Raw genomic sequence first — 18,678 nt, 5'->3', positions numbered from 1 at the left:
CAGGACTTTATCGATCGTGTTATCGTCCTTTGTGAGTTCATAAACCGTACGGATGGCGATCTCACTGGCTTCTTCAAGCGGATAGCCGTAAATGCCGGTACTGATGGCTGGAAAGGCGATGGACCGTATGCCATTTTCTTTAGCGACTTTGATACTGTTCCGGTAGCAGTCTTTCAGTTTTTCCGGTTCGCCGTGTTTACCGTCCCGATAAACCGGACCCACTGTATGGATAACGTAATCAGCTGGCAGATCGAAGCCTCCAGTCAACTTGGCTTCGCCGGTCTCTGCTCCACCCAGCTTTCTGCATGCCTCTTTCAACTCCGGTCCGGCCGCGCGGTGGATGGCTCCGTCAACACCTCCACCACCCAATAATGATTTATTGGCGGCGTTGACGATCGCGTCGACTTCCAACTCTGTAATGTCGCCTCTATGCACGTTCCACTTCATAGACGTCCTCCTTTAGATAAATATGATAACTCGGTCTGCTCCATGATCGTCAGCTGGTCTCCCATTCAAATTTTGGGTCCGGTTAATGCCCGCTGAAAACGATCACGCCTGTTTCTTTGTGACCCTCTTATCAATATGGTATACCTCAGGTTAATTTTAGGCAAATAAAAAGCTTAGTCCACATAGCTATGTGTAGAAAGCCGGGAATCGGCATTCACACTATACTATAGGACTAAGCTATATTAACTGTTATTCGTTTTCTGTGATGTTGTCTGTGGTGTCGATTTTCTTGCCAAAGATATAAATGACAGCAACGACGGCTATCAAGGCTGCAGAAGCCCGAAAAGTCCGGCCAAAGCAGAGGGTGAGCTCAGTTGATTGGATTCTTTTTTCATTGTAACTCTCCGTTCTATTTATTTTATTAAAAATACAAAGGTCAAATTTCATTTCCACTTTTAATGATGTATACAGTTTATCGCAAAGGCAAGACGCGCATTCAGGTTTGCATAGAAGTTCGAAAAAAACAACGATATCTCAGCCACTTTTACAATTCGATATGGCTGTATGTTAAGGTATCACTTTCCCACATGGTCAAGTTTTTTAAAATAGGAATAGAGTGCAAACAACGCTGTATATCTAAACTCTAGTTACAGTAGAGTTATTAAGGACCAATGTCCTAAAAAAAAAGCTGGATTTTATAATGAAGTTAGCCACCCAGGCTAATATAAAAAAACGCCATGTGAATTTCATGTTATATTGAAGTTACCACTAACTCTCAATAGACAGGATGAATTCACATGACGCACTCTAACGATACCACATTAGCACGTAAAGGAAAACACTTATCATATGCAGAGAGGGTTCAAATTGCTGTTTTGAAAAAGGAAGATTACTCCAACAGACGCATCGCTGACGTCATCGGGCGAGTTCCTCAGACCATCAATAACGAGATTCATCGTGGGGAAATCAACCAGCTCAAACGTCAAAAGCAAAATGGTAAGATTTATGATTACTACCACAAAGTCTATGATGCCGATGCTGCTCAAGCCAACTATGATAAACAGCGATTGAACTGTGGCCGGCGGCCAAAATGGGCCGATACAGATGCGTTCATTGAATGGGCTGATGAGAAAATGCTGGATGATAAATGGTCCCCTGATACGGTGGTAGGTTTTGCTAAAAGACATGAATTGTTCGATGCTTCAATTATCCCTTGTACAACCACGCTTTATGGCTGGATAGATAGAGGGATTATGCGAACGAAAAACATTGATTTGCTGGAAAAGTTATCTCGGAAACCAAAGGTTTCTGCTCAAAAGAAACGGCCAAACAAACGCGTTCTCGGCCCATCGATTGATCGTCGACCAAAAGAAATCGATACCCGTGAATCGTTTGGTTACTGGGAAATTGATACAGTTGTAGGTAATAAAGAAAAGACCGATGCTGTACTGCTCACTTTGGCTGAACGACAGACCCGATTTGAAATCATCTTAAAAATAAACGGAAAAGATCAGGAATCGGTTAATCAGGCGATTCGTAACCTTCAAAAACGATCAGGTCATACATTCTCCACACTATTTAGAACGATAACGTCTGATAATGGTTCTGAGTTCGCGGGACTTTATGAGGCCTTAAAGGATACTTTAGACATCTATTTTAGTCATCCCTATGCATCGTTTGAACGGGGAACAAGTGAGAACCAGCATAAATTCATTCGTCGTTTCATTCCCAAAGGGAAGCCGATTGGTCGAGTCTCAGAAGCACAATGCTTGCGTATACAACAATGGATGAATGATTATCCTAGAAAAATATTGGATTACAGAACGCCACATGAAAGCTTCGTCAATGCACTACGATCAGAGCGTCAGGCTGCTTAACCCGTGAGGGCTTGACAACGAGCCTCCTTCGGCATGACTTGAAAGCTGTGAAGCTGGCCTAGGCCAGCTTGTCAAAAAAACTATCATGCCTCAGCTCATTATCAAGCCCTCACTATATGAGTTGATAGTCGTAAAAAATCACATGAAATATATTTTTAACAAGTGGCTAACTTAAACTTGAAATTTACAAAAAATATATAATATATTCGTGAATCCATAAAATCTCCATAAATTGTCAGTAAAGTTAAGGAAGCGGAAATAGAAAAAGGAGGAGACTGCTTGGGACTCATATTATTTGTTATAGTTGGTTATTTCATTTATAAATACTTGGAAGATAAACAGAATGGAACAAGTATTTTTAGAGAGCAGAATAGTGCGTTGGATATTTTAAATGAACGATATGCCAAAGGTGAAATAGATGAGGAAACATATAGAATAAAAAAAGAAACATTAAATGAATAAGGAGTGATTCAATGCACGGCTATTGGTATAACGGTTTTGATAACATGATGAATTTTGGTTATGAGAATAGTTGGTGGTTTATGATATATGATGGATTGAAATTGTTAGTTATTATTGGGGCAGTCATCTTTATCGCAAAAATGCTGATGAATCGTTCGAATAATGACCATGCATCAAACTCAAATCGTGCCATTAATATATTAAAAGAGAGATACGCTAGAGGAGAAATATCAGAGGAAGAGTATAGAGATAAACTAAACAAGTTGAGAGAGTAATCAAAAATATAACGAGGAGAAGAAACCAATGCATATCGTATATGAAAAAAAGACAAACAAGAAACTTGGCGAGGCTATTGATTCGTTAACTGAACAATTAAAAGAAAATGGGTTTGGTGTATTGTGGCAACTTAACTTTAAAGACAAACTTAAGGAAAAAGGATTAGACTTTGAAGAGGATTTTGTTGTAATGGAAGTATGTAATCCTAAAAAAGCAAAAGAAGTTATGGGAAAAAATATCCATATCGGCTATGTTCTACCTTGTAAAATGGTTGTTAGAGAAAAAAATAATCAGACATATATTGGTATGACACGTCCGGAAGCCTTAATCGATTTATTCGATGATTTCAATTTGAATGAAATTGCCAAAGAAGTTGAGGGGACACTTAGACAATCAATAGAATCGACTGTTTAAAAAAAGTAATTACAGCTGTCTTAAATTGTATTTAGGATGGCTTTTTAGTTGAGTACTAGATGAATAAATATAGTCTGAGAACGATAAGGATGATCAAATGAATAAAAACAGAAAATGGTATACAATTATAATCATTTCTATGCTCCTGCTTATAGTGTATATTGGTTACTTTTTCATAAATTCAGGAAGGGGGCTTGAAAGGGTGGATAATCCCAACAGACAAGCAGTTGATTCGGGAATAATGAATAATACAAAAGATGAAAAAAAAAATAAGTTGCCTATTCCGCCCCTACTAGAGGATAAAAACCCTGAAGAAGGAAAAGCAGAATTTGATTTGAATGTACAATATGGAAAAAAGGAATTCATTGAAGGACAGGAAACTGAAACGTTAGGTTACAATGGTGATTATTTAGGCCCTATTATAAGAGTGGATAAAGGTGACGACGTAAAAATCAATGTAGCGAATACACTGGATGAGCCGACAACGGTTCACTGGCATGGATTAGAAGTCCCTGGAGAGATGGATGGTGGCCCCCATCAAGTCGTAGACCCGAAGTCAAGCTGGCAGCCTTACTTTACAATTGATCAACCGGCTGCAACGCTTTGGTATCATCCACATCTGCTGCATAAAACAGGTGAACAAGTGTACAAAGGATTAGCTGGCCTTTTCTATATAGAAGATGAAAAATCTAAAGAATTGAACATACCTAAAGAACATGGCGTCAATGATATTCCTCTTGTCGTACAGGATAAACGGTTTACACAGGATGGACAGATTCCCTATGAGTTAGGTATGAGAGATGTGATGGATGGATTTAAGGGAGACACTGTACTGGTCAATGGAGCAATCGCACCTGAACTGGATGTGAAAAGTGAAGTTGTTCGACTCAGACTTTTAAATGGTTCGAATGCACGTGCTTACGACTTTAATTTCAGCGATAATCTTGCGTTTTATCAGATTGCTTCTGACGGAGGCTTTTTAGAAAACAGTATAGAAATGCATGAGGTATCCCTGGCGCCAGCTGAAAGAGCCGAGATACTCGTAGATTTTTCAGATTACAACATAGGTGATAAAGTCGTTTTGAGAGATGGCAGCTATGAAGTGATGACGATAACTATTACAGAAGAATCTGACAGCTCCAGCAGTATACCTGAAGAACTGGTCGACATCGTTCAATATGACAGAGATGACGTCGTGACGACCCGTGACTTTGTCATGAGTGGTATGGGACCCATGGTGGCTATAAACGGTAAGCAAATGGATATGGATAGAATAGATGAATACCTGAATTTAAATGAACTGGAAGAGTGGGTCGTTACTAATGAGTCTGCTGGAATGGGAATGATGAGCGGCGAGACGCCACATCCTCTTCACGTCCATGGCGTACAGTTTCAAGTGATTGAAAGAAATGGAGGAGAACCGCCTTTAAATGAACAAGGATGGAAAGATACGGTGATGGTAGAAAGTGGAGAAGAAGTAAGGCTTTTAGTTAAGTTCAAGCAGAAAGGTTTGTTCATGTATCATTGTCACATATTGGAACATGAAGACGCGGGTATGATGGGTCAATTTTTAGTTGAATAAATAGATAAGAGAGTAATGGAGATGGCAAAATGTACGATGGAGTTTGTTCTGGAATAATAGGCAGTGGATTTTTATGGCCGATACCAGTGGTGCTTGTGTTTTTGATTGGTTTGTCCATGATCATGATAGCCAAAAATAATAGACAGAAAAAACGACCGATAGAGAGTTCTTCGCTGGAAATTTTAAATGAAAGATATGCCAGGGGAGAAATCGATGATCAAGAATATAGTCGGCGTAAAAAGAATTTGGACCTGTAAACTAGATAAAAATAGTTACTTCTAAATATTTTAAATGATATAAAAGTTAGCTGTAAAATATGTCCATGCAACCGCTTTGAGGAGGTGAAAGATTGGCTGAGGATAACAACAAAATAAAAAATAGATACAATCGCGTATCAAAAATATATGACCTCATGGAAAAACCGATGGAATCTATGCTGATGGATGATTGGAGAAAAGAATTATTCGAAAAAATAGAAGGGAAAAAAATATTGGAAGTCGGTGTGGGCACAGGTAAAAATTTAGAGTTTTATTCGACAGATAAAGAAGTCACCGGAATAGACTTCAGCGAAAAGATGTTAGAAAAGGCTAAAAATAAGAGTAAAGATAAGGATCATGTCACGTTAATGGAAATGGATGCAGAAAACATGACTTTCGAAGATAATACATTCGATACAGTGGTCACCTCCTGCGTGTTTTGCTCTGTTCCTGATCCTGTTAAAGGATTAAAAGAAATACGAAGAGTCTGCAAGAATGGCGGCAAGGTTATTATGTTGGAACATATGCGAAGCAACAAGCCAGTTGTTGGAAAAATTATGGATCGTATCAATTTTATCCCCCTGCATATTTGGGGCGCAAATATCAATAGACAAACCTTGAAAAATTTACAAGAAGCAGGCTTCAATAAAGAGGATACTACCTATAAGAATGTATGGAGCGACGTTGTAAAAATTATAGAAATAAGGAATAAAAAATAATGATATTTTTAATATCGTTTGTTGAAGAACCGCAGACCATTTGTGATCAAGTTAACACCAACAACAATTAGCAGTGATCCCTAGTTTTATGCAACACTGGTGGGTGTACGAGAGTGTAAAATATTTTGTGTAAATAGAAAAAAGGAAGTCCCTTCTGTAGAATAGAGTTACCACACTAAATTCACAGAAAAGAGGACTTCCCTATGAACAATCTTACTACAGATATCTTACAGACTCTAGCTACAAAAGGTGATTTGAACGAATTATTCCGTTCGCACTTGGAATTAGCCGTAAATACGCTCCTGAGAACAGAGCTGACTGCCTTTTTGGATTACGAAAAGTATGATCGGATTGGTTTCCATTCAGGGAACTCACGCAATGGGTCCTATGACCGTACGGTCAAGACAGAATACGGCGAACTTCATCTACAGATTCCGCGCGACCGCAACGGTGAATTTAAACAACAGACTCTTCCTGCATATAAGCGAACCAATGGCACGTTAGAAGAAACCGTCATTCATCTTTTTCAAAAAGATATTACCATGTCTGAGATTGCTGATTTGATTGAGAAAATGTACGGTCATCACTATACACCACAAACGATGTCCAATATGACTAAAGTCTTTACTGAAGAAGTATCAGCGTTCAAAAAGCGTAAACTAAACAGTCATTATGCAGTCATTTATCTGGACGCTACCTATATTCCTTTGAAGCGGAAAACCGTTGAGAAAGAAGCCATACACATTGCGGTGGGAATTCGACCAGATGGTGCCAAAGAAGTCCTAGGATACGCTATTGCCCCTAATGAATCGACCGTCACATGGAAAGAGATATTGGAAGATTTATCCGACCGTGGTGTCAATGATGTTCTTCTTTTCGTGACCGACGGTCTCAAGGGTATTAAAGATACGATTCATCACGTTTTTCCTCAAGCAGCTTACCAACACTGTTGTGTCCATGTTTCTCGCAACATTTCTAGTAAAGTACGCGTCGCTGATCGCAAGGAAATATGCGAAGACTTTAAGACGATTTATCAAGCAGATTCACGAGAGACGGCCCTTGAAGCTCGCCTTGCTTTCTCAGAAAAATGGCGCAGTAGCTACTCTAAACTGGCCAAGTCTATTCTAGAAAATGATAACTTACTTACATTTTACGATTTCCCTTTATCAATCCGTAGGAGCTTGTATTCCACTAATTTGATTGAATCCTTTAATAAACAAATTAAAAAGTATAGTCGACGTAAAGAGCAATTTCAGAATGAAGAATCTATGGATCGCTTTTTGGTTTCCCGTTTTGATACGTACAATCAGAAGTTTTTGACACGGATTCACCGCGGCTTCCAACAAGCTGAAGCAGAGCTAGAAAAAATGTTTGAAAGATTAACAAATTAATAAATCGATTTTATAGAAGGAGTACTTCATTTACACATAATTATTGACACTCCCCTTATGTACGAGAATATATGGGAAGAATATTATAGAAATGATACAAAAAATGAAAGCATACATATTAGTGACAACAAATTAATTTTTCAATGTGAAGCAGGAATTGCTTTATCCACACACAAAAATGAATTTGAAGTAATTTTTCATGCATTTGCACTCAAATTGCTATTAGTAGACACAAGTTCATTTGATTAGAAAAAAGATCATCATTGCTTTAAAGAAGCCCATAAAAAAGGAGAAAAACAAAAAAGGAAGTGATGAGCGGGGGAAAATCGTCTAATAACTGTCTTACAAGTGGCATTTCCTCTTCATGTAAAGACACGTTTTTCTTTTGTCCGGCAGCATTGATAACATAGCCCACTTGAATTGACGTTAACATCGTTTTCCAGCTCGGTACTGATTGACTCATTTTCTTTTATAATATCTTTTTTACGTCCGGTTAAATGGAGCTTTCCTTTGTCGTAAAAATTAATTAATTTATGAGCGGTCTTCTTTGGTACCGGACTCCTGAATTTTTCCCATTTCCGTCCATACTTGGTCAAGAACTGTTCTTTGTCCGTCTCTCTTAAAGTTTCCCATAATTCGGGCAGTACATCGTCGAGCTGATGAATGATCGATTGGCATTGTCCAATTTTATTCAGGCTCTCCATGTCACGTTTTAATCTTTCAATGGTTCCTTCTCCGTAAGTGTGCCACATTTTTTTGAGCGCAATGCCATGCAGTTTCACTTCTTTCTTAGACCAGTCCACCATTGTTTCCAGAGGAATAAATCCATAGTATTTTACACAAGATTATGGGCTTGACTGAACTTGTAAAAGAAGCCCTCTAAAACAATTAAAATAAAACTTAGTGAGATTAATAAACGATTTAAAGACGATCTAACGAATAATTACTCTGTTTTTAATTTCTAGGACGGTCTACTTCTTTATTGTAGAACCGCTTCTCAACTATTGAAAAAATGGTAAACAGACATAAGTCTTTACTTGTAATTAATAAAAAATCGAAATGTTTGACAATGTAGATAGACAGCCATAAACTAAGAACATAGTCTATATCTACATCTGTAGACGAAACTTATTATTGGAGGAGATAAATTGCTGAGTCAACTGAAAGTGCTGTTGAACCCGGAGAAGAAGTGACATTAGAAGCTAGACATATGGAAGGTATGGAAGGAGCAACTGCAACAATTGATGATGCTGTTACATCAACTGTATATATGGTAGATTATCAACCAACCGACGGCGGAGAAGTAGTTCGTAACCATAAGTGGCTGACTGAAGAGGAACTAGGTCAAGAATAATAATCCAAAAAATGTGCGATCAATTAAATATAGAAAAAATCCCTGTATATGAGAAGACTTAGTGATACCTTCTTATGTATAGGGATTTTATGTTCCTTATTAAATTAAAATAATAGGTAATAAATCAATAACAATATCAGAAGGAATTATTATAATTGGCTTGTTCATTTTTATAACCTCTATAAGATATTTTAAGAATCTCGAAAACTTGTCAGAGTAAGATCACAAAAAAATGCTATTTCAAAAAAACTCTTGACAATAAGCGTTTACTAATGTAAACTCAAATCAACTTATGGTTTACACGTGTAGACGTAGAGGAGGAGTTAATGTTAAAACTTTGGCTGCTAATTAAGGATAACCAGCACATATTCATCAAGAAAAATAGTACATAATTAAAAAATTAAATGGAGGAATATAATGACTACTAAAATAGCAATTAATGGATTTGGTCGTGTTGGGCGAACGGTTTTAAGAAGGTTAATTGATTCCAAATCGGACTTAAAAGTCGTAGCTATTAATGATTTGGCTGATATAGACACACTGACTTACCTTTACAAATATGATACAACCTATGGCCGTGCACCTTATAAAGTTGAAGCAATAAAGGATAGCTTAATTATCGATGATCAGGCCATTGAGATGTACCAAGAACAAGACGCAAAGGAACTTCCTTGGTCTGAACTAGGTGTAGATATCGTCATTGAGTCAACTGGTATGTATACATCAGCCGAAAAGGCACAGGCACACCTTGACGCCGGGGCGAATAAAGTCATCATTACTGCACCAGCAAAAGATGAAACAACTAAAACCATTGTTTTTGGCGTAAACGAAACAGACCTCTCAAAAGAAGATGTAATTCTATCAGCTGCGTCTTGTACTACAAATTGTTTGGCGCCTCTCGCGAACGCACTTCATCAAAACTTTGGGATTGCGACTGGTTTGATGACAACAGTTAAAGCATACACCCCTTCGCAGAAATTACACGACAGTCCAAATGATGATCTTAGAAGAGGACGTGCGGCAGCAATGAATGCTATACCGACGACTACTGGAGCGGCACAAGCGGTTGGTAACGTCATTCCTGAATTAGATGGTGTTATTGATGGAACGGCTGTGAGGGTACCTCTTTTAGGTGGCGCATTAGTGGAATTCTATACGAATTTAAACCAAAAAGTAACAATCGATCAAGTCAATCAAGTCATGTTTGAGGTAGCAAATGAATCATTTGAGTACACAGACGACCCGATTGTTTCGTCAGATATTCTGGGCAGTGTTGCTGGATCAATTTTTGATGCTACCCAAACAGAAGTCATAGAGCATGAAGATAGTCAATTAGTAAAAACAGTCGCATGGTACGACAGTGAATATGGTTTTGTTTCTAATTTGGTGCGTTTAACAGAATATGTTTCTCGATTAAATAAATAATTAAAAAATATGCATAAGGAGAAGATAAATCAGTGGTATAGGATGAAAATTTTTAATAAACTAATTAGTGAAGGATAACTATGGGAATTTCAGAAAATCTATGGAGGGGAATTTATCAATGAATCAAGAACATTTTGATACTATAAAGAATAAAGACGGCTTTATCGCGGCACTTGATCAAAGCGGTGGTAGTACACCAAAAGCTCTGAATGCTTATGGGGTCAGTGAAGACCAGTATTCAAATGACAATGAAATGTTTGATCTTGTTCACAAAATGCGTACACGAATCATCACATCTCCATCTTTTACTCCGGATAAAATTATTGGCGCGATTTTATTTGAACATACGATGAATAATAGGATAGAAGGTCAGTATACTGGAGATTATTTAAGCGATAAAGGAATTGTTCCGTTTATTAAAATAGATCAAGGACTTGCAGATGAAGAGTATGGTGTACAATTAATGAAGCCAATTCCAGGACTTAATAATTTACTTAAACAAGCAAAAGAACAAAATATGTTTGGTACAAAAATGCGTTCAAACATTCTTTCATATAATGAAAAAGGCATCGATGATGTAGTCACCCAGCAGTTTCAAGTTGCTCAAGAAATAATTGATGCTGGCTTAGTTCCTATCGTTGAACCTGAAGTGAATATTCATTCTGAAGATAAAGAACAAATTGAGGAATATTTAAACCAATCCATTAAAAAACATTTAGATGCATTAGCTACTGATGATTATGTGATGTTGAAATTAACTATCCCAACGAAAGCTAATTTATATCAAGAATTAGCCGATCATTCACAAGTTTTACGTGTTGTTGCTTTATCAGGTGGTTATGAAACAGACGAAGCGAACGAAATACTTAGTCAAAATGACAATGTTATAGCAAGTTTTTCACGGGCGCTTACGCAGGACTTGTCTGTTAATCAAAGTGATGCAGACTTTGATGCAAAACTAAAAGAAGCAGTGGATTCTATTTATGAAGCTTCTGTTGTAAAAAACTAAATCTTTGCAAAAAAACTTACAATATTCATATACCAGAACTTACATTCGAGTTATAGTATAGACAGAGAGTAGCATATCATTCTCCTAGATTTTAAGATGGTACTCCCCAATGAGCTACTCATACAATTATAGTCCGATAAAGACGCAAAAAGGCAGGGCTCTCACCTTGCTTTTTTTGTGTTTAAAGCTGAAATAGTTTGTAGATGAATAATTTGCGATGCTGTGACCCCTTGAGCCTGTTAGGCTCAAATTTGTAATCAAAATGAAATCGGGGGATAGAAAACCCGTACAGTGGGATGTCTATCCGCCGACATTCTGAAAAAGCTTATTTTCGGTGTTTTTTTTAAAAAGAAGTGTCCGACGAACCAATCCCTAATTAATGAACTAAAACACAAGCCATATTTTCGTCAGGCGTGTCGCATCGAAACGAAAGTTAAAAAGTTATAAAAAATAATACATCACAAATTATTCATTTACATAAACTCTTGACAATAATCGTTTACTAATGTAAACTCTATTTAACGTTAATGTTTACGCGCGTAAACGAAAGAGGGAGAGAATATGAGTACTATAGCTGTAGACCTTCATATAACCGATGCTGAATGGGAAGTCATGCGTGTAGTCTGGGCGAATACCCAAGTGACTAGTAAAGAAGTCATTTCTACATTGGAAGGGAAAATGGACTGGAAACAAGCGACAACCAAAACGCTCTTAGGTCGACTCGTGGAAAAAGGCGCACTGAATACAGAGCAAGAAGGTAGAAAATATATTTATTCGGCAAATATCGAAGAGAAAGAAGCGGTAAGAAGTTTTTCAAACGATATTTTCGATCGTATTTGTCGGAAGAATGTCGGGAATGTAATAGAGAGTATCATTAAGGATCATACTTTAAGTTTCGATGATATCCAACGGCTAGAAGAAATATTAGAGATGAAAAAAGCTTTCGCAGTAGAAGAAGTTGATTGTCAGTGTGCAGAAGGGCAATGCGATTGCCATTTACATCATCATGGAGAATAAGGAGCGAAAAAATTGGAGAATAAATCATTTGCCATAGAAGGTATGACCTGTGCGTCTTGTGCACAGACAGTAGAAAAAGCAGCAAAAAAGGTGCATGGGGTCACAAAGGCTTCTGTGAACCTAGCAACAGAAAAGTTGAGTATAGAATACAATGAACCAACTTTTTCGGTAGAAAATCTACAAAAAGCGGTGGATAATTCAGGGTATGAACTGATTGCCCAAGAGGGAAAGACGCAAACCTTTGCAATTGAAGGTATGACCTGTGCATCCTGTGCACAGACAATTGAAAAAGCCGTCGGAAAGTTGTCGGGCGTAGATAAAGCTTCCGTCAATTTAGCGACAGAAAAAATGCAAGTTTCCTATAACCCGTCGGCAATTTCAGTATCTGATGTGACTGGTGCTGTATCCAATAGTGGTTATGCAGCCGTATTAGAGACTACGGATACTCAAGATAATTCACGAGCAGAGAAGCGTGAGAAAAAAGAAAAAAGAATAAAGCAACTTCTAAATCGTTTTGGGATATCCATTATATTTACAATCCCTCTATTAATTATATCCATGGGTCCAATGGTCGGTATGCCTCTACCAAATATCGTTGACCCAATGATAAATGCATTTAATTTTTCTCTTTTACAACTTATTCTGACTTTGCCGATAATGGTAGTAAGCTGGGAATATTTCCAGAAGGGATTTAAAAGTTTATTTAAAGGTCACCCAAATATGGATTCCCTGATTGCGCTTGGTACGGCGGCTGCATTTGTTTACAGCCTTGCTGCGACAATCGGAACTGGCTTAGGTTATGGTAATTTTTCAGAGTTACTTTATTATGAAGTGACCGGTGTTATCTTGGCGCTCCATACTTTAGGACTATTTTTAGAAGACCGCTCAAAGGGGCAAATGTCCTCAGCTATTGAGAAATTAGTTAGCTTGGCTCCTAAAACAGCTCGAGTGATACGTAATGGTGAAGAACAGGAAATTGCTGTGGAAGCTGTCGCTATAGGAGATATCATTAGAGTTCGTCCGGGAGAAAGAATGCCTGTAGATGGTGTTGTTGTTGAAGGACGTACTACAGTTGATGAATCGATGCTGACAGGAGAAAGTATTCCTGTTGAAAAGCAAGATGGAGACGAGGTTATTGGGGCGAGTATAAATAATAATGGTTCCATTGAATACCGCGCCACTCGAGTGGGAAGCGATACAACCCTATCCCAAATTATAAAAATGGTAGAAGATGCACAAGGGTCTAAAGCACCCATTGCTCGAATGGCCGATATCATTACAGGATATTTCGTACCGATTGTTATCGGATTAGCCATTTTAGCAGGAGTTGCTTGGTTAATTGCAGGTCAAACAGGTATATTCGCTTTATCCGTTATCATAACAACCCTTGTCATTGCTTGTCCATGTGCCTTAGGTTTGGCGACTCCAACAAGTATTATGGTTGGAACCGGAAAAGGGGCAGAACATGGTGTCTTGATAAAAAATGGTGAGGCGCTAGAAACCACTCATAATCTAGAGACGATTGTATTTGATAAAACAGGAACCCTGACAGAAGGTAAACCTATCGTGACGGATATTTTAGTGACTCCTTTGATTACTGAAGAAGAGCTTTTATATTATGCAGCTTCTGGTGAAACTGGATCTGAACACCCATTAGGCGAAGCCATTGTACAAAAATCAAAAGAAGAGAATATGTCATTAACTAAGCCGGATCATTTTGAAGCCATTCCTGGACACGGTATTAAAGTAGAAATTGATGGCAAAAATATGTACATTGGAAACCGCAAGCTGATGGTAGAGCAGAATATTGATTTATCAAGCATGGAAAAAGAATCCGATCGTTTAGCAGACGAAGGAAAAACACCGATGTATCTCTCTATAGACGGAGAATTGGCTGGAATTGTCGCAGTAGCGGATACATTAAAAGAAAATAGTATGAAGGCTGTTAAAGAACTTAAAAAACGTAACATCGAAGTCATTATGATTACTGGAGATAACAAACGTACAGCCAAAGCGATAGCTAAGCAAGCGGGTATTGACCGCGTATTAAGTGAAGTATTACCTGAAGATAAAGCAGAGGAAGTCAAAAAACTACAAGAGGCAGGTAAGAAGGTAGCGATGGTTGGAGACGGCATTAATGATGCACCAGCATTGGCTCAAGCGGATATCGGAATTGCAGTTGGATCAGGTACGGACGTGGCGATTGAATCAGCTAATATTGTCCTCATGCGTAATGATTTAACAGCTGTATTGACTGCGATTGATTTAAGTCATACAACGCTACGAAACATTAAACAAAACTTGTTCTGGGCTTTTGCTTACAACCTTGTAGGTATTCCAGTTGCAATGGGTCTCTTGTATATTTTCGGCGGCCCGCTGATGAGCCCGATTTTTGCGGCAGTCGCAATGAGTTTCAGTTCGGTGTCGGTCTTGCTCAATGCTTTACGGTTAAGACGATTCAACCCTTCGCCTGTTAAGTGAAACAAATGTTAAAGGAGGACAAAGATGAGACCGGGGTTGATTATTGAAGGGATTGGTTGTGTTAAGTGCGCCGAAGCAATAGAAGAGGAGTTTATGGCCAAATCGACCGTTGAAGAAATATTTAGCGGAATTCACAAAAAAATGATTTTCGTCCATATAAGTAAGAATGTCACGCGAAAAAGTTTCCTTTCTTCGCTGATGGACGTGCCTCTGTTGTTAAAGGGAATCATTGAAGCGGCTCACTGTCACTGTTGTAGAGAAATCCACTTTGACTTTCCGGCCGGTTAATTGTTTATTGGATTTATTTTTGACCTTCTTCGATTTGAAGAAGATAAAAAAATTAAAAGAAAAAGGAGAATGAATGATGAAAAAAGAAGTCTTATTAGATGGCGTAAAATGTGCAGGTTGTGCCAATACAGTGCAAGAAAAATTTTCAGCTATTGAAGGGGTTGAATCTGTAGAGGTTGATTTAGCGACTAAAAAAGCAGTACTTGAAAGTCAAACAGAGATTGATACCGAAACGCTCAATGCTGCTTTAGCAGAAACTAACTATTCAGTATTAAGTGCATAAAGTACGAATGCCATTTATTCATAGATAGTAGATAGAGATAAAGTATAGAACCCTTTTCATGATAATTATATGCAGTGTTAGATGAGAGGGTTCTAAAACTTTAAAATCAGTCTCTAATCTAATAAGGAGGAATCAAAAATGAGTAATAACAAAAAACATTCGTCACATAGTCATCATAATCACGGCGACATGGATCACTCAAAACACGACCATAATGAAATGGAACATCACGGAGACCATAATCATCAACATGACGAACATGTTGGTCACGCTTATCATGAAGAACAGGTAGAAGAAGGGGCTCACGGGGGGCACCACGATCATCATGCTGGTCATGACCACAGTGGGCATGGCGGGCACGAGCATCACCACCATGGAGATTTCAAGGAACTCTTTTTAAAGTCATTGCCATTGGGAATCATTATTATGTTATTATCCCCTATGTTTGGGTTCCAACTACCATTTCAGTTTACATTTCAGTATTCTGATATACTCGTGGCTCTTCTCTCTACGATTTTGTACATTTATGGCGGTAAACCTTTCTATATGGGAGCAGTGGATGAGTTTAAAGAAAAAGCTCCTGGAATGATGGCTCTTGTCACTCTTGGTATCTCGGTTTCCTACTTTTACAGTGTTTATGCAGTCATTGCTGGATATGTGACTGGTGAACATGTGATGGACTTTTTCTTTGAATTTTCTTCATTAGTATTAATCATGTTGTTAGGTCACTGGATTGAGATGAAAGCTGTTGGAGAAGCCGGAGATGCACAAAAAGCATTAGCTGAATTGGTACCGAAAGATGCTCACGTTGTATTGGAAGACGATTCAATTGAAACACGTCCAGTTGCTGACTTGCAAGTAGGCGATTTGATTCGTGTTCAGGCTGGAGAAAATGTTCCAGCAGATGGAACCATTCAGCGCGGCGAATCACGTGTTAACGAAGCACTTTTGACTGGGGAATCGAAATCAATTGAAAAAAATCCCGGAGATGAGGTCATCGGTGGATCAACAAATGGTAGTGGTGTCCTCTATGTGGAAATAAAGCAGACGGGCGATAAGTCCTTCATTTCTCAGGTTCAGACATTAATCAGTCAAGCTCAAAGCCAACCATCTCGAGCAGAAAATCTTGCACAAAAAGTTGCAGGATGGCTCTTTTATATTGCGGTTATTGTAGCGCTTATTGCCTTTGTCATATGGATGGTTATAGCTGATGTACCAATGGCAGTTATTTTTACAGTCACCACATTAGTTATTGCTTGTCCGCATGCCCTGGGTCTGGCTATTCCATTGGTGACTGCTCGTAGTACCAGCTTAGGGGCCAGTCGGGGATTATTAGTGAAAGACCGGGACGCTTTGGAGTTGACTACAAACGCAGATGTTATGGTTTTAGATAAAACGGGAACTTTAACAACTGGTGAGTTTAAAGTATCAGATGTTGAACTCTTTAATGATAAATATACGAAAGATGAAATTGTTGCCTTATTGGCAGGTATCGAAGGCGGATCTAGTCACCCTATCGCTCAGTCAATTATTAGTTACGCAGAACAGCAAGGGATACGTCCAGTAAGTTTTGATTCGATTGATGTTATTTCTGGCGCTGGTGTAGAAGGTCAAGCTAACGGACATCGTTATCAATTAATCAGTCAAAAAGCATATGGACGTAATCTGGATATGGATATTCCAAAAGGAGCAACCCTCAGTGTCTTAGTAGAAAACGACGAAGCAATCGGTGCTGTAGCTTTAGGGGATGAATTAAAACCAACAAGTAAAGACTTAATACAAGCCCTTAAAAAGAACAAGATTCAGCCGATTATGGCAACGGGTGACAATGAAAAAGCGGCTCAAGGAGCTGCAGAAATTTTAGGTATTGATTATCTAGCTAGTCAATCTCCTCAAGACAAATATGAATTAGTTGAAAAACTTAAAGCAGAAGGAAAGAAAGTTATCATGGTCGGTGACGGGGTCAACGATGCACCTTCTCTTGCATTAGCAGACGTTGGTATAGCTGTTGGTGCCGGAACTCAAGTAGCATTGGATTCAGCCGATGTCATCTTGACACAGTCAGACCCTGGCGACATTGAATCCTTTATCGAGTTGGCTCAGAAGACCACACGTAAGATGAAAGAAAATCTTGTTTGGGGAGCAGGGTATAACTTTATCGCGATCCCAATAGCTGCAGGAATACTAGCACCAATTGGTATCACATTAAGTCCAGCGATTGGAGCAGTTCTTATGTCGGTGTCAACAGTTGTTGTCGCAATCAACGCTATGTTCCTAAGGTTAGATCCTAAATCAAGTGTCGATTAACATGTCGAATAATTGAATCACCTTAACGTGTAAAAATACAATAGTTTCACAGGAAAGGAAGAGATGGAATAATTTAAAAAATCATCTCTTCCTTTTTTAGTTTATAAGGAGGAAAAATTATGAGGCTGGTCCTTTTAGGGTTACCCGGTGCTGGGAAAGGCACTCAAGCTAAAAGAATCGCAGAGAAGTACCACCTGACGGCTATTTCAACTGGTGAAATGTTACGAGAAGCAGCCAAGGAGAAAGATACATTCGGACTCAGAGTGCAAGAATATATGAATAAAGGAGAGCTAGTTCCAGATGAGTGGATAAACTCATTGGTTAAGAGTCGCTTACAAGAAAAAGATGTTGAAAATGGCTTTGTTCTGGATGGTTACCCACGTGCCCTACACCAAGCAAAAATGCTCGAAGCTTACCTACAAAGTCAGAAACAGAATTTAGACGCTGTTTTCTTTTTAGATGTAAGTCAGGATACGTTAAGACATCGGTTAGCGCAACGAGGGAATCTTCGTTCAAAAGAAAAACAAGGAAATTCCCAAATCGAAGCAAAAAGGGAAAAAATTCGACTGGATGACAAACCAGAAGTGATTGAAAATAGGCTACACATTAATAAGGAATTAATGGAATCACTTATTCACTTCTACAAGGAGCAAAATCTGCTTTACGTTATCAATGGTGAAGGGGATTTTGACAATGTGTTTGACAATATAAATGAGGGTTTATTGTCTGTAAACAAATAACTACACAAATTGAACTTAAATTATGTGATTTAAAACAATTAACTAATGTAAGCTATGAAGGGGATTGAAGAATGAATGTTTTACTTAGTGTAATCGATCCAGTTGCTATTTCAATTGGCCCGATAAAAATTAATTGGTACGGAATTATTATTGCTCTAGCGATGCTGATCGGCATTTCATTAGCTACAAAGGAAGCTCAAAAACTGGGACTTGAAGAAGATACCATGGTAGATATGGCATTATGGGCCATACCAATTGGCTTTATCGGTGCCCGACTTTATTACGTTTTATTCAAATGGGACTACTATATACAGAATCCGAGTGAAATCATCGCAATCTGGAATGGTGG

21 protein-coding genes are annotated in these 18,678 nt (G+C 38.4%); 19 read left to right on the top strand and 2 right to left on the bottom strand.

Annotated features, from left to right (window positions below; genetic code table 11):
• Positions 1-447: O-acetyl-ADP-ribose deacetylase (locus tag BMX84_RS11010; RefSeq protein ID WP_091489705.1), on the bottom strand; the 447-nt coding region annotated here is incomplete at its 3' end.
• A gap of 797 nt (positions 448-1,244) precedes the next feature.
• Between BMX84_RS11010 and BMX84_RS11005 the strand changes: the two genes are divergently transcribed.
• The 9 genes from BMX84_RS11005 to BMX84_RS12820 all read left to right on the top strand — a co-directional run bounded on the left by BMX84_RS11005 (position 1,245) and on the right by BMX84_RS12820 (position 7,674).
• The gene (locus BMX84_RS11005) at positions 1,245-2,324 is read left to right on the top strand and encodes an IS30 family transposase (protein ID WP_091489703.1); all 1,080 of its coding nucleotides are present in this window, start codon (positions 1,245-1,247) and stop codon (positions 2,322-2,324) included.
• A gap of 279 nt (positions 2,325-2,603) precedes the next feature.
• Positions 2,604-2,786 carry an SHOCT domain-containing protein gene (locus BMX84_RS11000; protein WP_010620812.1) on the top strand — a complete coding sequence of 61 codons (183 nt, stop codon included), beginning with the start codon at positions 2,604-2,606 and terminating at the stop codon, positions 2,784-2,786.
• Between the two features lie 11 nt (positions 2,787-2,797).
• Positions 2,798-3,061: an SHOCT domain-containing protein gene (locus tag BMX84_RS10995; protein WP_017866944.1), complete on the top strand. Its 264-nt coding sequence runs from the start codon at positions 2,798-2,800 to the stop codon at positions 3,059-3,061.
• A gap of 28 nt (positions 3,062-3,089) precedes the next feature.
• Entirely contained in the window at positions 3,090-3,476 is a 387-nt protein-coding gene (locus tag BMX84_RS10990) for a DUF302 domain-containing protein (protein WP_010620814.1), read from the top strand.
• Between the two features lie 202 nt (positions 3,477-3,678).
• Positions 3,679-5,058, top strand: coding sequence for a multicopper oxidase family protein (locus tag BMX84_RS10985; RefSeq protein ID WP_246119143.1), 1,380 nt, complete (start codon positions 3,679-3,681; stop codon positions 5,056-5,058).
• A 29-nt stretch (positions 5,059-5,087) separates the two neighbouring features.
• Positions 5,088-5,315 (top strand): SHOCT domain-containing protein, encoded by a 228-nt coding sequence (locus BMX84_RS10980; RefSeq protein ID WP_068710713.1) that lies wholly within the window; start codon positions 5,088-5,090, stop codon positions 5,313-5,315.
• Positions 5,316-5,407: 92 nt separating this feature from the next.
• Positions 5,408-6,034 carry a class I SAM-dependent methyltransferase gene (locus BMX84_RS10975; protein ID WP_091489699.1) on the top strand — a complete coding sequence of 209 codons (627 nt, stop codon included), beginning with the start codon at positions 5,408-5,410 and terminating at the stop codon, positions 6,032-6,034.
• Between the two features lie 203 nt (positions 6,035-6,237).
• Positions 6,238-7,425, top strand: a complete 1,188-nt coding sequence (locus tag BMX84_RS10970; protein WP_091489696.1) for an IS256 family transposase — start codon at positions 6,238-6,240, stop codon at positions 7,423-7,425.
• A 57-nt stretch (positions 7,426-7,482) separates the two neighbouring features.
• Positions 7,483-7,674 carry a hypothetical protein gene (locus BMX84_RS12820; RefSeq protein WP_091489694.1) on the top strand — a complete coding sequence of 64 codons (192 nt, stop codon included), beginning with the start codon at positions 7,483-7,485 and terminating at the stop codon, positions 7,672-7,674.
• Positions 7,675-7,787: 113 nt separating this feature from the next.
• Here the strand turns inward: BMX84_RS12820 and BMX84_RS10960 are convergent, their stop codons facing one another.
• Positions 7,788-8,228, bottom strand: coding sequence for an FAD/NAD(P)-binding protein (locus tag BMX84_RS10960; protein WP_091489691.1), 441 nt, complete (start codon positions 8,226-8,228; stop codon positions 7,788-7,790).
• 386 nt (positions 8,229-8,614) lie between these two features.
• On the opposite strand from BMX84_RS10960, the gene BMX84_RS10955 reads away from it, so the two are divergent.
• The 10 genes from BMX84_RS10955 to BMX84_RS10910 all read left to right on the top strand — a co-directional run.
• Positions 8,615-8,779 (top strand): YdhK family protein, encoded by a 165-nt coding sequence (locus BMX84_RS10955; RefSeq protein ID WP_307723344.1) that lies wholly within the window; start codon positions 8,615-8,617, stop codon positions 8,777-8,779.
• 417 nt (positions 8,780-9,196) lie between these two features.
• Positions 9,197-10,204 carry a type I glyceraldehyde-3-phosphate dehydrogenase gene (gene gap, locus BMX84_RS10950; RefSeq protein WP_091489688.1) on the top strand — a complete coding sequence of 336 codons (1,008 nt, stop codon included), beginning with the start codon at positions 9,197-9,199 and terminating at the stop codon, positions 10,202-10,204.
• A 118-nt stretch (positions 10,205-10,322) separates the two neighbouring features.
• Positions 10,323-11,213, top strand: coding sequence for a fructose bisphosphate aldolase (locus BMX84_RS10945; protein ID WP_091489687.1), 891 nt, complete (start codon positions 10,323-10,325; stop codon positions 11,211-11,213).
• Positions 11,214-11,774: 561 nt separating this feature from the next.
• The gene (locus BMX84_RS10940) at positions 11,775-12,230 is read left to right on the top strand and encodes a CopY/TcrY family copper transport repressor (RefSeq protein ID WP_091489684.1); all 456 of its coding nucleotides are present in this window, start codon (positions 11,775-11,777) and stop codon (positions 12,228-12,230) included.
• Positions 12,231-12,242: 12 nt separating this feature from the next.
• A complete protein-coding gene (locus tag BMX84_RS10935) occupies positions 12,243-14,711 on the top strand; it encodes a heavy metal translocating P-type ATPase (RefSeq protein ID WP_091489681.1) in 2,469 nt (822 codons plus the stop codon).
• Between the two features lie 24 nt (positions 14,712-14,735).
• The gene (locus BMX84_RS10930) at positions 14,736-14,999 is read left to right on the top strand and encodes a hypothetical protein (RefSeq protein ID WP_091482189.1); all 264 of its coding nucleotides are present in this window, start codon (positions 14,736-14,738) and stop codon (positions 14,997-14,999) included.
• A 76-nt stretch (positions 15,000-15,075) separates the two neighbouring features.
• Positions 15,076-15,282 (top strand): copper chaperone TcrZ, encoded by a 207-nt coding sequence (tcrZ, locus tag BMX84_RS10925; protein ID WP_062532177.1) that lies wholly within the window; start codon positions 15,076-15,078, stop codon positions 15,280-15,282.
• 138 nt (positions 15,283-15,420) lie between these two features.
• Positions 15,421-17,589 (top strand): heavy metal translocating P-type ATPase, encoded by a 2,169-nt coding sequence (locus tag BMX84_RS10920; protein ID WP_091489678.1) that lies wholly within the window; start codon positions 15,421-15,423, stop codon positions 17,587-17,589.
• Between the two features lie 119 nt (positions 17,590-17,708).
• Positions 17,709-18,329 (top strand): adenylate kinase, encoded by a 621-nt coding sequence (locus tag BMX84_RS10915; protein ID WP_091489675.1) that lies wholly within the window; start codon positions 17,709-17,711, stop codon positions 18,327-18,329.
• Positions 18,330-18,400: 71 nt separating this feature from the next.
• Positions 18,401-18,678, top strand: a 278-nt coding sequence (locus BMX84_RS10910; protein ID WP_177165555.1) for a prolipoprotein diacylglyceryl transferase, incomplete at its 3' end; no start/stop codon positions are given.

This window comes from Alkalibacterium putridalgicola (assembly GCF_900109825.1).
GTDB lineage: Bacteria > Bacillota > Bacilli > Lactobacillales > Carnobacteriaceae_A > Alkalibacterium > Alkalibacterium putridalgicola.
Note: the sequence above shows the minus strand (reverse complement) of the source record. Positions and strands in the feature narration are given on the sequence as shown.